Below are 14,281 nucleotides of genomic sequence, written 5' to 3' on the forward strand. Positions count from 1 at the left end.
CATCAGACATAGAGCCATCAGACATCAAGCACCACCTGAATGCACCACCGCTCGTTCTTCTCGATGGCGAACTTGTGCCTGGTGACCGCTTTCACCTCAGCGAGGAACGAGTGCCTCTCCGGGTCCATCCTCTCCCCGCCGATCTCCGCCCGGAGCTTCCATCCCTTGCCATCTTGAAACTCTTCCAGTGCCACCTGGAAGCGGGAGAAGACCGCAGACTCGGTCTCGAAGAGAAAGACGATCTCAGAGAGCCACTGGTAGGCCAGGTCCTCCAGATCCTCCGCCTCAAGCTCCACTTGCCAGCTCTCCTCAACCTTAACCTGGCCGGGGGAGATCATGGCGCCAAATAGGGCGGCGGCGGCATTGGAGAGCATCTGGTCAGGAGTCGTGCCATAGGCGCGGAACTTGACATCTGCGGTATGCTCCAGATATTCGAATGGAATCATCATATATTAGTGAGAGCCGCAGGCATTAAAGCATTGCCAGCCCGCGGACCAGGCCCGCCTTTTCGGCCAGATGCAGGGCCTGGGCGTACTCGCGGGCGGTTATGGCGCGGGAAAGCTCGGGGTAGCGGCAGGCCTGGTACTCCGGATGGTACTGGGCCATGACATTCAGATAGGTGTGCACGGATATCTCCTGGGAGATGAAGCGCACCACCTCCTCCGTCCCCGCTGCGTCCGCAGGCAGGACCAGGTGGCGGACGAGGAGCCCCTGCAGGGCGATGCCCTCCTCGTCCATCTGCAGGTCGCCCACCTGGCGGTGCATCTCTTTCAGTGCCGCTTTATTAACGGTGGTGTAGCCGGGCGCTGCAGAGTACTTCTGGGCAGGGCCGTCCTGGCCGTATTTAGCATCGGGCATGTAGATGTCGATGATGCCATCCAATAGAAGCAGGGCCTCTGCGGAGTCGTAGCCGCCGCTGTTGTATACCAGAGGGACAGAAAGGCCCTCTTCTCGGGCCAGGACCAGAGCCTCCAGGATCTGAGGGACGACGTGGGTGGGTGTCACGAGGTTGATGTTATGGCAGCCACTATCTTCCAGGGCGAGCATCATCTTGGCCAGCTCCTCTGCCTTCACCTCATGGCCAAGATCCTCCTGGCTGATATCCCAGTTCTGGCAGAAGACGCAGGAGAGGTTGCAGCCGGAAAAGAAGATGGTGCCCGAGCCCGAGTGGCCCACCAGGGGCGGCTCCTCCCCAAAGTGAGGAGCATAGCTGGCCACCCGGGCCCACCGACCGGTGCGGCAGTAGCCCCTCTCATCTTCCAGGCGGTTTGCCTGGCAGCGGCGGGGGCAGATCTTGCAGGATGCGAGGCGTGCAAGAGCCTCTTGCGCGCGCTTCTCCAAAATTTCCGGGGGCATCTTGTTGTAGCGGGCCATAGAGCACAACAGCATAATTTGGGATCGGATCTTTGAAGAGCCTTTCGGCGTCAATTGTCCTTTTCAAAGCCGGTTTTTGTCAGGATGGAAAACTATATATATCGTCGATTGTCTATATAGACAAAGGCGAAAGTCGATAGAGTTTTCTTCCTCCTTTACCCCTTTCGGCTTTCCCTCTTCTATTCTATTCACCACCGATCATTAGGGCAATTGCCGACTTGAACTCTCTCCGGGAATGCACATTATCGATCCATTCAAGTCCGGGTATGGAATTCCGCCCCGGGCAGCATTCGTCACCGCCGGGCAGACGATCGGCCTGGATTTCATCGCCAAAGGGGTGGTAGCCCTGGGGAGAGGGAAAATGTGATTGAAAATCACGGGCTTTGCCCGCACCATCTACCTTTTCTATCGATTATTGCCAGGGCATTTTCTGTCAAGACTATCCGCTGGGCCTTGTGCCTGGCACTCTTTACTATGACCACGGGATCGCTCACTCGTCTCGCCTCAGCTATGATCCTGTGACCGTGAATCGAGTCGCCGACCTCATGGCCCTTCATTTTACTGGCTCCATCTTGCCTTCCTTTTCCAGGTCATCCATGATCTTGCATACCAGCTCATAATCCAGCTGTAGGTCGGTGCTGGCATCAGATGCATATGCCTCGCCCTTCATCTGGAAATACCCGGCAACTTCCTTTTTGGCAGTCTCATAGTCTACATCATGGTATTCGATGACCTTGATTGCAGCAAGCTTTTCCCGGACAGCATCGCGAATGAAGTCCGAGGGATTGAGGTACAGACCGGCATCTACAAGCCCGTTGATCTGCAAAATCTCATTTCGGGTCAGCTTGGCCCCAACTACTTTTCCCACATTTCCAGTACTGGCGATATCTGCGCCCATGCCCATTTTATTAGTTAAAACTAATTTATAGGTTTATCGGTCTGGTGCTTGCCAGTACCATCCAACTTTTCAAGCCTAATAAAATGATAAAAGGGAGATCAGAGGAACCTGATCCCTTTGGGCATCTCCCCGAAGCGCCGGCGGAACTCCTCCGGCCAGTTGGATGGATCCAGCCCCTTCTGGCTCAGGAAGGCACTGGCCCAGCGCTCCAGGCCCACTCCGCTGCATCCTGACCAGAGGGCTTCGCCGCTTTGGGCCTTCACTGTGAAGCCCTTGGGGTACTTCTCCCCGTTCACAGACAGATTCTGAAACTCTATCCAGTTTCCGTTATAGGGCAGGATGGCCTCATAGTCCACTGTGCCCGCTCCGGTCATCTCTGATAGGCCGGTCTTGCCCTCCTGGGCCATGAACCAGGGAGTAACCCAGGCCGTCCTCCAGGTAAGCTCCAGGATATCCTCGAAGATGTGCTTGTAGCAGCCCTTCAGCTTCTCTGCCTCCTCAAGGGTATGCTCCTTCGTCCCCAGCCAGACGATCTCTATACGGTGGAACTCGTCCACCCTCTCGATGCCATGAATCCCGCCGGACTCATAGCGGTGGCTGGTGCCGGACCGGTCGAAGACCCTCATGGGCAGCTCGCCATTTGGAAGGGTCATCCCCTGCAGAAATCCCCAGAAGGTGGGGCACTGGGCATAGCACATCCCGCCTATGGGCAGGTCGATCTTCTCTTTGACCAGCTCCAGGGGAACCTCATGGGTGACCTTGTAATAGTCCATGACCTCCTCCCAGAAGGCTGGATCGCGGGTCTTGGGCGGACAGACGAAGTAGATCTCCGGGTAGACCCCCTGAGCGTGTCCGCTCTTCTTCCAGACGTCCCAGGTGTCAAGCTTTGGAAATATCATCTCCTGGTAGCCCAAAGGCCCTATGATCTCCTCTAAGACGATAGCCTCGAATGTGCGGAAAAGATGTGTGGCCTGGGGCCCGTAGATCCACTGGCCACGGGCAGAGCCGTGCTTGATCCAGCCCGCCTTTTGCATCTCCTCAGTGGGATCGGCTCTGAATTTGGGCTCTCTTTTCTCGCTCTCCCAGAGAAGCTCCCAGTGCTCAGTCTTCCCTCCGTAGCCCTTCTCCAGCTTCTCCTCCAGAAGGCTGACGATCCTGTCGGGAATGCGGTTCTCAATCTCCGACTGACCTAATGTGCCGCCCTCGCCTACATCCAGAATAAGGCGCAGCCGTCCTCCTTCATGCCTCATCTCCCGCACATAAGGGATACGATGGGCGATCTCCCTGTCGGACTCGACCTCGATCTCAAAAGCGGTCACATCCATGCCCCGCACGCCAATCCGGTACTGCTTTCCTAAAAGCTCAGAGAGAGGCCGGCGCAGCCTGAGCAGGGCATCATGAGCCCGAACATATCGGTCGCTGTCGATGACTAGATCGATTCTGTTTTTGGCCAGACGCCATTCGGTGATCTTTGCCCCCTGGCCCTCAGGAGCGCCTTTCTCCAATATCGGCCCAGCGTCCCTTATAAAATCGGAAATGGCTTTCTCGGCTGCGCCGGCATCAGCGCTCAGCCGAAGGCTTGCCTCTAAATGAAATCTCATCTATCCTCCGCAACAGATAGCGTCTCTTTTGCTATTTTAATGTTCATTAATAGGTCATCCATGGTGGTGAGCAGAGTGCCGGGCTTCTCGATTGAGAACTGCAGGGAGAGGCTTCTCTTATCGATCAACAGATTCATATTGGGCAGGTTGTCCGGCTCAATCGATCTGCCGACCATCTCCATATCCTCTCCCGCCTCTGCCAAGAGGACCAGCCGGGCATGAATCATGCCGTGTCCATAGCGGTCTGGCCGGAGGGATCGGTCCTTTTGTTCAGCTGCTCGTCCAGGATCTCGTCTAACAGGGCCAGGAACTCATCCTCTCTGCCTGGGGGTATAGAGGCGCCGCTGGCTATGGTATGGCCCCCACCGTTTCCTCCCACTGCCTCCGCTGCCCTTCGCAGGGCCACAGACAGGTCCAGTCCCCGGGCGATGAGGGGCTTGTTCCCTCGGGCAGATATCTTGATCATATCATCCTTGTGATTCAATGTCACTAAAGGCAGATCGGAGTAAAGATATCGAATCCCCAGGCCCGAGACGATCGCCCCCGCCTCCATATTCACCCTCTTTAGGTAGCGAAGGTTCTTCATCTGTCTGCTCTGCTCTCGAAGGAGGCTAATCTCTCGCAGGATGTGTTCTTTGTACTCATCCGCCAGCCTCTCGGCCTCGAGGAGCGCGCAGTGATCCCGCAGGCATAATGTGAGCCCAATTCCGGGAAGATCTCTATTGCCGCAGGCATTGAGCAGCTGCACCATATGCAGGGAGTTTTCCACCACCTCATGGCGGAGGCGGATCACCTCTCCTAAAATCGAATCCGCAGCAAAGCTGCCCTGCATGATCAGCTTGAGGGTTAATGCTGTAGCCAGCCTGGTCAGATCATCCCCCGCCAGGGACTGGACATTGCCCTTTATATTCAGATCATCCAGGAACTTCTTGATCTTCTCCCGGTCGCCGGTGAAGTCCAGGAGCGGCTCTATGCTCCTTGCCAGGACATCCACCAACTGTCCATCTTCTGAGAGCTTCAGACCGGCCCTGACCTGCACTGCGCCGCTGGCCACCGCCTCTTCCAGGATGGATCTGTTCGCCCCGATCATGGCCTGGCGGTCGCCCATCGCTCCCACCAGGGCGAGGCCTGCCAGATCGGCATTGTCGCCCATATGACGGACCACAGAATAGACGGTGCCCGCTGCAGACAGCTCAAAAGCCCCATCTATTCCGAAGAGATGGGGGTTGTGGTGCATACAGTCCAGCGTTCCCACCGGTCGGTGATGGTCTAAAACGAAACACTCGCCTTGCACCCGGGAGATCAGATCCGGCTTTCCGCTCCCCATATCGCAGAAGACCACCGGCCCGGTCAGGCCGTCGATCACAGACCGGTCCAGCCGGTTGACCAATGTGGCCTGGAAGGGAATGCCTGCGCGCATAAGGGCATGGCAGATCAGCCCGGCGGATGTGATGCCGTCGGCATCGTTATGAGAGATCACCCGCATGTGCTCGCACTGCCGGATGGACCGGGCGATGGCTTCTGCCGCTTTGTCCAGCCGCTTCATGAGATGAGAATCTCAGCGGTCTCGGGCGAATAGGTCCAGTCCGGAGCCAGACGCCCGGAGTCGTGATAGTATTTCACCATTCTTCTTATCTTGTTCTCAGTGAGCTGCAGAGCCCTCTTGTTGTGAACGTCTTTCTTATTGGCTTTGATGTGCTTTCTCACATGGAGCGCTTTTCTCATCAGATTTGTCAGGTCCTCTGGAATATCCGCCAGAGCATTGTTGTCCCTCAGAAAGCCGGTTATGCTATTTCCTATTACCAGCTTGACGTTCGGTACTCCATACTGATCTCTCAGAGTGAGGCCGATGCGGCTGGGGGACATGCCTGTATCGTGCAGCTTCATGATTGTCTTTTCCAGCTCCTCCTTGGACACGTCAGACCACTCTGGCGCTTTGGTCACCATGGGCGGTCGGGAACGAGAGGAGCCCCCTTTTCGGCTATGCATTTTTGCCATCTTTCAATCCTCATTCAATCTCATAATGGCGAAGGTATAATTCTCACTGCCAGGTGAGATAAAAAACTTGCGCCGTTCTTCTGGCAACATATCCTGGTAGCAGGTTTATAAGCCAGGGATTTGAAGATTAGTGCATGCTTCCGGAGTACTTAAACCAGCTGTTCTATCTCATCGGCCAGGCGGTGGTCTTTCTTGCCGCGGCCGTCCTCCTCATCTCCGTACTGATAGCTCTGCTCATCCTCTACTCCTTTAAGACGGGCAACTTCTTCGCCGCCAGATACATGCTTTTGGGCATCATGCTTCTTGAGGACGTGATAAAGTCGCTCTTCTGGGTGGCGAGAGCTGATGACTCCATGGTGGATGATGTCGGCGTGCGCCTGAGAAATTATATTAATACAAAAAAGTTTTTAGAGACTCCCTATGAGAAACGCTTCATCTTCATGCCTCAATGTCTCCGTAGCGTCCAGTGCCCTGCCAAGCTCACCCCAGAAGGGATAATGTGCATCGACTGCGGTCGCTGTGGTATCGGCGAGGCCAAGAAATACGCTGAAAGCCTGGGCTATAGGTTCTATGTGGTTCCTGGCTCCAGCTTCATAAAGAGGATCATAAAGAAAGGCCGACCAGGAGCAATTGTGGGAGTGGGGTGCTCAATGGAGATTAAGGAGGGACTGGATCTATGCCACAGCCACGGCATACCGGCCAGAGGGGTGCCGCTATCAACATCCGGCTGCGTTGCCACCAGCATCGACTGGGAGGCCTTCTATGAGGCCATTGCCGAAGTGCCATCGACGGAAAAGCAGGGCGCTTGAGTTCGAAAGCAGCGTTGTTTCCAATAGCGTGCTATTTCCATATCATCTCAGCCATATTGAACGGTCGGGCATGGGATAATACAGCGTCAATAGAATGAAGAACTGCACTCGGGAAATGATACGCTTAAAAAAAATGAGATGGAGTTGCACTCACTCCATGCTGATTGCTTCAGAGGGGCAAGCCTCAACACATGTCTTGCACTCAGTGCACTTTTCCTTATTTACGACTGCTATTTCCTCGTCGTCCAGGCTGATGGCCTCCTCCGGGCACTCCTCGACGCAGGTTCCACAGCTTACACATTCGTCTCTATTAACAACTGCGGGCATTATTGAGTCCTCCAATTTGCCTCAAAGGCAAATCCACCTGCATGTATATCCGATATATACCTTTCGCAGATCTAGGCCAGTTCATTGTATTTCTTCCTGTCTTTGAGCTCCTGCCTCTTGGCGCTGTTCCATCCGCTCACCGCCTGCAGGTAGCCGGTGATCCGGCTGATGTGGTCCACATTCTCCGATCCGCAGTTGGGGCACTTATCCTCCAATCCGCCCGAGACCTGGGAGCAGCCCAGGCAGACGGTCATGTCCTTGGTGAAGGTGAAGTAGCCGATCTGGGTCTCTCTTGCCAGGCGCAGGCCGAAGTCCATCAAGCCCTGGGGATCAGGGGTGGCCTCGCCTAAGAAGACGTGGAAGATGTTGCCGCCATCAACTATGGGGAAGAATACATGCTCGAGCTTTGCCCGCTCGAAGATTGTGACGTCCGCGCTGGGTGGCAGGTGGGTTCCATTGGTGTAGTAGACGGGCAAGTCGCGCGTCTTATGCAGATTCCTCCTCAACGCATCCAGGTCGCCCTTCACCACCCTCTCGGCACATTCTCTGAACTCCTCGTGGATGAGATCGGATACAGCAAAACGCTGGGCCGTGGTCTCGGCTGGAGTGCGCGCGAGGGCAATGGTCATGCCATGCTGCTCTGAGAGCTTCCGGGCATAGATCTCCATCTCGGTCATGGCCCGAACCGCCAGCTTCCAGGCCTCTTTTGATTCATGCATCTGCTTTCCGGTATGGAACTGCACCATCTCATTGACGCCCACAACGCCTATGGTATAAACCAGGGCATCCAGGCCGACGGCGACGGAGCCCATCTCGCCGGTGATGGGATCCCTGGGCTGCTGGGTAGCAAATGGCATGCGATGGTTGTTGATGATCTGGTTCATCCACTGCCGCTTCACCTTGAATATCTCAACCGATGTGTCCATCAATTCTCGCAGATACTCGAAGAGGAGATCGTCATCCCCCCGAGCGAGGTAAGCGGCACGAGGGCAGTTGAGGGAGACAACCTGCCAGGAGCCCATGGAGAAGTGCTTACCGTCCCGGAAGCGGAGCTTGTCGTCGAACTGATCGTCGCTACTGAATGTGGCTGCAAACTGATATGCGCAGCATTGATAGCATGATATTCCCTCCCCTGCACCCCGGTAGGCAGGAAGCTGGTTGTCAAAGTATGGTGTGCCATACTCCGCCGCCAGCTTGAATGTCTGGAGGTAGAGCTCCTGATAGGTGGGAAGATCGGGATGAGCGGCATTGAACTCTTCGTCCTCCTTCATGAAATCGGGCTCAATGCTGATCTCGGGCTTGGGAAAGTTGAAGGGCTTGCCCCAGTAGTCGCCCTGGAGCATGACCTCCATCAGGGCCTTGAAGGCCAGGCGCACCTCGCGCTCGAACTTGCCGTAGGTCTTGAGAGGCGCGTCGGGAGTAGAGCCGTCCCAGACCCTTCCCGCATAGACCGCAGGCTTGTCCCGCCAGAGCTTGGGGACGCCCGGGGTGAGCTGCACCGAGGAGAAGACCAGCTGGCCGCCGCGAGCGACCATCATCTGGGTCATCTCGTAGACGAACATCTGCATCAGCTGCACGATCTCTTCATAATTGCGGTTCTCGAAGTATGGAGCGATGAAGGTGAGGAAGTTGTAGAAGCCCTGCCCTCCCGCAAAGTTGGTCTGGGCGCTGCCCAGGGCCTTGACCGCATGCAGTATGGCCACCTCAGGCTTTTTGGCCGGGCCGGCAACGCTGGCCTTGGTGCCCAGGCCGTCGGGCATCAGGCCGTAGTAGAGGAAGTAGCGCAGATCCCAGTCCTGGCAGAACGGCCTGGTTCCGAAGTACTCCAGGTCATGGATATGCAGGTCTCCTGCCAGGTGGCGGTCGGCAAGGTATGGGGGCAGAAGCAAAAGGTACTGCTCCTTGCTTATTTTATCCGCCTTCTTCTTGTGGCTGGTCTCAGCGTTCTCCTGCAGGTTGGCGTTCTCCTTGGATTCGAAGCCTGTGCCGATGTCGATGAGATGGGCATCGAAGACGGGCGTCCCCACCCTGGTGCAGATATTTCGCCACTCGGTATGATGCCTCTCCAGGAGGATCACATTCATGATCTCTCTGACCAGAGGGCCGCTCAGGTAGCGGACGTTCATCCACCTAACCCGGCGCTCTACCTCCTTGGCGATGTCCTCCGCCTCTTCTTCGGTTATGCCTGGCTCTTTATAGAATTGTTCAGATAGTTTGGTCTCTTTTAGAAGCTGCTTGGCTATGGCTTCTCTATCCCAGTCCAGCAGATGGCCGTCCGTGGTCCTGACTCTGGGCATAGACGAAACAGCCAGCCCTTCCAGGGTCTGTTGAACGATTCTGCTGCTCAACGCCCATCCCCTCTACAATAAAGCAACATTATGCCTCCTCTCGACGATCGATCTATTAGACCAGTATTTCCACTCCAGTTTATTCCTTTTGCGCTCCAAACAGTCGCAAAATTTTTTAGCAAGTATGTATCAACTCAGTTATAAAGTAAACGCTTAAGACTATCAGTATGCTTTATTATCAACCATATCCCTGCAGGACGAAAGTGAGCTGAAGATCTCCTTCGCCATCGCGACGGCCAGCGCAAGATGATGACCTTGCTCCTTAAGAGATGTAAAAGGGAATCTTTAGGCAACAATTGGCCGCATAATCTAATTTTTTCTCCTGCAACCCCGCTGGGGAGGAGATTGATGAGATGCTCAGCAGTTCTGATGGCTCAGCGGCCCGATCCTCATCTGGCCGCCTGCCCTCTTTCTACCGACATGTTTAAATGGAGTACTGCTCACCTTGTGGCTCGAAGGGCAGGTAGATCAGCTGGAAGATCGCTACCTTGGCATGGTAGAGGCCTCGGGTTCAAATCCCGACCTGTCCATTAGCCTGTTGTACCTTTTGTCTGCATTCATCTGCTTCCACTCAAAAGTCATCGTTTTAACTGCTATAGTACATTAACACCCACGATCAGACAAAGGCTGCCGGCAGCAAACCTCTTTTACCTGCAGAGCAACAGTCTTATTCCCAAGAGTTCTGAGGCGAAGATGTTAGATATCATTCAGGCTGCAGAGGCGCTGTCAGGATCAATAGCCACCATAGCCATGACCTTCTCCATAGGCCTGACCGTCGGCCTGACCGGGGCCATCGCCCCAGGACCTACCCTCCTGGCTACAGTCAACTCCTCACTCAAGGACGGCTGGCTGGCCGGCCCCAAGGTTGCTGCTGGCCATGCGCTAATCGAGATCGTGATATTTCTTTTAATTGTGAAAGGTCTGGCGGTGACTATGCAGCAGTACTCTCGCTCCATCGCCCTCATGGGCGGCCTGGCTCTGATCGCTTTTGGCATTCTGACCATGCGTGATAGCAAGAGAGCCACCATGGCCTCAGCAGGTGACGGATCTTACACCAATCCATATCTAGCAGGATTTCTCACCAGCGCAGCCAACCCCTATTTCTGGATCTGGTGGCTCTCCATAGGCAGCGTCCTTATCGTATCAGGTCTTGAGGCCGGTCTGATCGTGGCGGCAATATTCATGATCGGACACTGGAGCGCCGACTTCGGCTGGTATCTTCTCGTCTCCAGCAGCCTGGAGCGGGGAAGGGGTCTCCTCTCCCCAGAGAATTACAGAAGAATACTGGGGCTATGCGGCATCTTCCTGATCCTATTCGGCATTTACTACCTGGGAAGCGGAATAGGAGTGGTTGGCTGAGGGTGCTCTCCAGCCCGAGGCCCCGGAGGCGACGGATGATTGGGCGGAACGGATCCTTTGATCTTCAGGAAGGATAGATGAGCACGAGAAAGCGGATTGTCGATCTCATTCAGAACTCCACATCAGTCCTCATCCTCTCAGTCCTCTTAGGCCTGGTGCTGCCGGGTCCCGCAGGGGCGACAGAGGCTCTGGTCACCCCGGCGCTCATGGTTATGATGGCCTTCTCCCTGACCGAGGTCGATCTGGGAAGAGATATCAAATCCTCGGCCTCTCTGAAAAGAGGATTTCTCGGCATCATCATAAACTACGGCCTTTTGAGCGGATTGATTCTGCTTCTGAGCTACAGTCTGCCCGACGAATCGCTCAGGCATGGCTTTGTCATCATGGCCGCGGTCCCGCCGGCAGTGGCCGTACTGCCCATGACCCGCATCCTGAAAGGGGACATGAGCCTCTCTTTTGCCGGAGAGATACTCTCCTACCTGGCCTCGCTCCTGCTGATGCCCCTGATCATCTACCTCTTCGTTCACCAGACGGGAATAAGCCCCATCTATCTGCTCCAGATCTCCATTGTATTGATCCTCATCCCTGCTCTTGCCTCCAGGCTGGTGCGACTGCTTCCGATCAACCCCGTCCTTCCCATAAACCTGGGTTTCTTCCTGGTCACATATACTGTGATCGGCCTGAACCAGGGAGCCCTCTGGACGGATGGGTGGAGCGTGGCCTGGATATCCATAGCCCGCACCTTCGCTGTGGGATTGGCAGTGTTTATCCTGGCCAGATCCGCTGGCTTGAAGAGCAGCCAGGCCATATCCCTTACCCTTCTGGGCTCCTTCAAGAACCTGGGACTTGCAGCAGCGGTATCCCTGCTCCTCGTCGGTCCGGCAGCAGGGCTCCCGGCGGCATTCTGCGTCCTCGCGGAGACCGCTTTTTTCATCCTTCTCTCCTTCGCGAGATCACGGTATCCTTAAATAAGGTAAAAAGGGTGATCTGATGGGGAGATATCTTGTCCATCAAGGATGATGCCGCCTATCTGAGGTCGATCTACATCTATGTCGCTATCTCAGTATTCCTCTTCGCTCTCACTGCCGTCATGGGCTATTATACTGCTCAGCTTGATCCAGAGTTCGCCGCCAGCTGGACAGAGGAGCTGGAGATGCTGGCATGGATACTGGAGCAGCCGCCACTCATGATAATGATAATCATATTCCTCAAAAATCTCCTCGCTTCTGCCACGGCTATGCTCTTAGGATTAGGGCTGGGGATCGTTCCCATGATAGTCGCCACCACCAATGGCTTTCTTCTGGGAATAGTCGGCTATAGCGCGGTCGAACAGAAAGGATGGCTCTATCTGGCGGCAGGCATTCTGCCTCATGGAATCATCGAGCTTCCAGTCGTCCTCTTGAGCATCGCCATTGGCTTGCGGCTGGGCCATATGCTAGCCCTATCCCTATTAAAAGAGAGCTCAGACCTCTCCGGAGAGATGCGTGTAGCAATTCATTTCCTCCTCCGCTGGATAATGCCCCTGCTCCTTTTGGCCGCGGCCATTGAAACTTTTATCACCCCCTTTATCATATCGAGGGTCGCATGACATATCCAGATACTAAGAACAAAGGCAAAGGGGAATCCGGCGGGCAGAGCGCCAAGCTTTCTCCCAAAGAGGACTTCAGCCAGTGGTACCATGAGCTGCTGATGACGGGGGAGATCATCGATAACCGCTACCCTGTAAAGGGAATGTGCGTCTGGTTCCCCTTCGGCTTCGCCATCAAGAAGAACGTCTACGGCATCATCCGGCAGCTTCTGGATCCTGATCATCAGGAGACCCTCTTTCCCCTGATGATACCGGAGAACGAGTTCATGAAGGAGGCCCAGCATATCAAAGGCTTCGAGGAGGAGGTCTACTGGGTGACCTGCGGCGGTACCACTCCCCTGGAGGTCAAGCTCGCCCTCCGTCCTACCAGCGAGACGGCCATATACCCCATGTTCAAGCTCTGGATAAGGTCGCATGCCGACATGCCTCTGCGCATCTACCAGATAGTGAATACCTTCCGCTATGAGACCAAGCATACCCGCCCTCTGATACGCCTGCGGGAGATCACCTCCTTCAAAGAGGCGCATACCGTACATGCTACCTGGGAGGAGGCGGCAGAGCAGGTGGAGGTGGCGATCAAAAGGTACTCGGAGTTCTATCGCCGCCTGGCCATACCCTTCCTGGTGAGCCGCCGCCCCAGCTGGGACAAGTTCCCTGGTGCGGATTATACCACCGCCATCGATGTGATAATGCCCGATGGCAAGACCCTGCAGGTGGGGACCGCCCATCATCTGGGCTCCACCTTTGCCAAGACCTATGAGATAACCTATGAGGCAGAGGATGGCGAGCAGAAGCTGGTCAATCAGACCTGCTACGGCATCTCTGAGCGCTGTATTGCTGCCCTCATATCCGTGCACGGGGACGATAAGGGGCTGGCATTGCCCTGGGAGGTGGCTCCCGTTCAGGTGGTCATTGTGCCCATCCTCCTCGGCGACAAGGAGAAGGTGCTGGAGGTCTGCAGGGATCTGTTGAGGATCCTGCAGCAGGCAGGCATCCGGGTGGAGCTGGACACCAGCGACGAGCGGCCTGGTGCCAAGTTCTATAAGTGGGAGATGAAAGGGGTTCCCATCCGCCTGGAGGTCGGCCCCAGGGATATTGAGAAGGGAGTGGTGACGGTGGTGCGCCGGGATGCTGAGAAGCTCACCCTGCCCAGGGAAGGGCTGGCCCAAGCCCTGGTCAGGGAGGCGGAGAGGCTTCAGGCAGCGCTTTATCAGAAGGCAGAGGCATTTGCCAATTCTCGCATCCGGGAGGTGGCAACCATAGATGAAGCCCGAGCCCAGACCGAGGCAGGGGTGGCCCTAGTCCCCTGGTGCGAGAAGGAGGAGTGCGGCCACCAGCTTGAGGACCTGGTTGAGGCGAACATGCTTGGCGAGCCTCAGTACCAGAGCTTCTCACCAACAGCCTGCGCCGTCTGCGGCAAATTGACTGATAAGCGCACATACATGGCCAGACAATACTGATCCGATTGCCTGGGGAGGATGAGAGAGGATGAGGATACTGGGAATTTGCTCGAGCCCAAAAGGCTCGCGGAGCACCACTCTGCGGCTGGTTCAGGCTGCTTTAGAGGGTGCAGGAGAGAACGGAGCAGAGACTGAGCTGGTCGACCTGTGCCAGCTTGATATCAAGTACTGCAATGCCTGTCAGACCTGCTTTAAAACCGGCAAGTGCGTGCATAAAGACGACTTTCAGGGGCTTTATGAGAAGATCCTTATGGCGGACGGTCTGATATTGGGCTCGCCCAACTATTTTCATACCGTGACCGCCCAGCTGAAGACTCTCATCGACCGGATGGCGGATGCCGTTCACTGCCAGCTCCTGACCGGCAAGTACTGCTGCAGCCTGGCCACCGGCGGCAGCAACTACGACCAGGTCACTGGCTATCTGGACAGCTTGATGGTCAACTTCGGCGCTTTTGTTACCGGCAGTGCAGGAGCTGAGATGAGCAAAGGCCCTCGAGCCCTGGAGGAGGGGGAGAGGAA

17 protein-coding genes and 1 tRNA gene are annotated in these 14,281 nt (G+C 55.7%); 8 read left to right on the forward strand and 10 right to left on the reverse strand.

The genetic code is table 11. The features are described from left to right. Positions 1–17 precede the first annotated feature (17 nt). Entirely contained in the window at positions 18–446 is a 429-nt protein-coding gene (locus BP727_RS12135; protein WP_048133111.1) for an archease, read from the reverse strand. Positions 447–471: 25 nt separating this feature from the next. After that, on the reverse strand, positions 472–1,374 hold the full coding sequence (locus BP727_RS12140; protein WP_013719670.1) for a radical SAM protein: 903 nt from the start codon (positions 1,372–1,374) through the stop codon (positions 472–474). Positions 1,375–1,609: 235 nt separating this feature from the next. On the opposite strand from BP727_RS12140, the gene BP727_RS12145 reads away from it, so the two are divergent. Beyond that, positions 1,610–1,741 (forward strand): hypothetical protein, encoded by a 132-nt coding sequence (locus BP727_RS12145; protein ID WP_269798790.1) that lies wholly within the window; start codon positions 1,610–1,612, stop codon positions 1,739–1,741. 7 nt (positions 1,742–1,748) lie between these two features. Here the strand turns inward: BP727_RS12145 and BP727_RS12150 are convergent, their stop codons facing one another. From BP727_RS12150 to BP727_RS12175, 6 genes are all read right to left on the reverse strand, one after another. Then, positions 1,749–1,931, reverse strand: a complete 183-nt coding sequence (locus tag BP727_RS12150; RefSeq protein ID WP_048132238.1) for a hypothetical protein — start codon at positions 1,929–1,931, stop codon at positions 1,749–1,751. After that, positions 1,928–2,272 carry a ribbon-helix-helix domain-containing protein gene (locus tag BP727_RS12155; protein WP_157863753.1) on the reverse strand — a complete coding sequence of 115 codons (345 nt, stop codon included), beginning with the start codon at positions 2,270–2,272 and terminating at the stop codon, positions 1,928–1,930. The genes BP727_RS12150 and BP727_RS12155 overlap by 4 nt, the downstream gene beginning before the upstream one ends. Positions 2,273–2,370: 98 nt before the next feature. After that, positions 2,371–3,873 (reverse strand): serine--tRNA ligase, encoded by a 1,503-nt coding sequence (locus tag BP727_RS12160; RefSeq protein WP_013719672.1) that lies wholly within the window; start codon positions 3,871–3,873, stop codon positions 2,371–2,373. Further along, positions 3,870–4,100, reverse strand: coding sequence for a KEOPS complex subunit Pcc1 (locus BP727_RS12165; RefSeq protein ID WP_013719673.1), 231 nt, complete (start codon positions 4,098–4,100; stop codon positions 3,870–3,872). Before BP727_RS12165 ends, BP727_RS12160 begins: the two co-directional genes overlap by 4 nt. Next, a complete protein-coding gene (locus BP727_RS12170; protein WP_013719674.1) occupies positions 4,097–5,419 on the reverse strand; it encodes a single-stranded-DNA-specific exonuclease RecJ in 1,323 nt (440 codons plus the stop codon). Before BP727_RS12170 ends, BP727_RS12165 begins: the two co-directional genes overlap by 4 nt. Continuing rightward, entirely contained in the window at positions 5,416–5,871 is a 456-nt protein-coding gene (locus tag BP727_RS12175) for a 30S ribosomal protein S15 (RefSeq protein WP_013719675.1), read from the reverse strand. The genes BP727_RS12170 and BP727_RS12175 overlap by 4 nt, the downstream gene beginning before the upstream one ends. Positions 5,872–6,005: 134 nt before the next feature. Here BP727_RS12175 and BP727_RS12180 point away from each other — a divergent pair, with 134 nt between their 5' ends. Next, entirely contained in the window at positions 6,006–6,680 is a 675-nt protein-coding gene (locus tag BP727_RS12180) for a DUF116 domain-containing protein (protein ID WP_013719676.1), read from the forward strand. Positions 6,681–6,830: 150 nt separating this feature from the next. On the opposite strand, the gene BP727_RS12185 is transcribed toward BP727_RS12180, so the two are convergent. Together BP727_RS12185 and nrdD are read right to left on the reverse strand one after the other, a co-directional pair. Next, complete coding sequence (locus BP727_RS12185; protein ID WP_013719677.1) at positions 6,831–7,007, reverse strand: 4Fe-4S binding protein; 177 nt, start codon at positions 7,005–7,007, stop codon at positions 6,831–6,833. Positions 7,008–7,078: 71 nt separating this feature from the next. After that, positions 7,079–9,304, reverse strand: a complete 2,226-nt coding sequence (nrdD, locus tag BP727_RS12190; protein ID WP_157863965.1) for an anaerobic ribonucleoside-triphosphate reductase — start codon at positions 9,302–9,304, stop codon at positions 7,079–7,081. Positions 9,305–9,812: 508 nt separating this feature from the next. Here nrdD and BP727_RS12195 point away from each other — a divergent pair. The 6 genes from BP727_RS12195 to BP727_RS12220 all read left to right on the forward strand — a co-directional run. Continuing rightward, positions 9,813–9,885, forward strand: a tRNA-Ala gene (locus BP727_RS12195). A gap of 163 nt (positions 9,886–10,048) precedes the next feature. Further along, positions 10,049–10,714 carry a LysE family transporter gene (locus BP727_RS12200; protein ID WP_286859026.1) on the forward strand — a complete coding sequence of 222 codons (666 nt, stop codon included), beginning with the start codon at positions 10,049–10,051 and terminating at the stop codon, positions 10,712–10,714. A 77-nt stretch (positions 10,715–10,791) separates the two neighbouring features. Next, a complete protein-coding gene (locus BP727_RS12205) occupies positions 10,792–11,682 on the forward strand; it encodes a hypothetical protein (RefSeq protein ID WP_276619772.1) in 891 nt (296 codons plus the stop codon). A 35-nt stretch (positions 11,683–11,717) separates the two neighbouring features. Further along, entirely contained in the window at positions 11,718–12,302 is a 585-nt protein-coding gene (locus tag BP727_RS12210) for a stage II sporulation protein M (RefSeq protein ID WP_013719681.1), read from the forward strand. Beyond that, the gene (proS, locus tag BP727_RS12215) at positions 12,299–13,762 is read left to right on the forward strand and encodes a proline--tRNA ligase (RefSeq protein ID WP_276619770.1); all 1,464 of its coding nucleotides are present in this window, start codon (positions 12,299–12,301) and stop codon (positions 13,760–13,762) included. Before BP727_RS12210 ends, proS begins: the two co-directional genes overlap by 4 nt. A 28-nt stretch (positions 13,763–13,790) precedes the next feature. Continuing rightward, the coding region (locus BP727_RS12220) for a flavodoxin family protein (protein ID WP_286859030.1) at positions 13,791–14,281 on the forward strand (491 nt) is incomplete at its 3' end.

The organism is Methanosaeta sp. UBA356 (assembly GCF_002496465.1).
GTDB classification, from domain to species: domain Archaea; phylum Halobacteriota; class Methanosarcinia; order Methanotrichales; family Methanotrichaceae; genus Methanothrix; species Methanothrix soehngenii.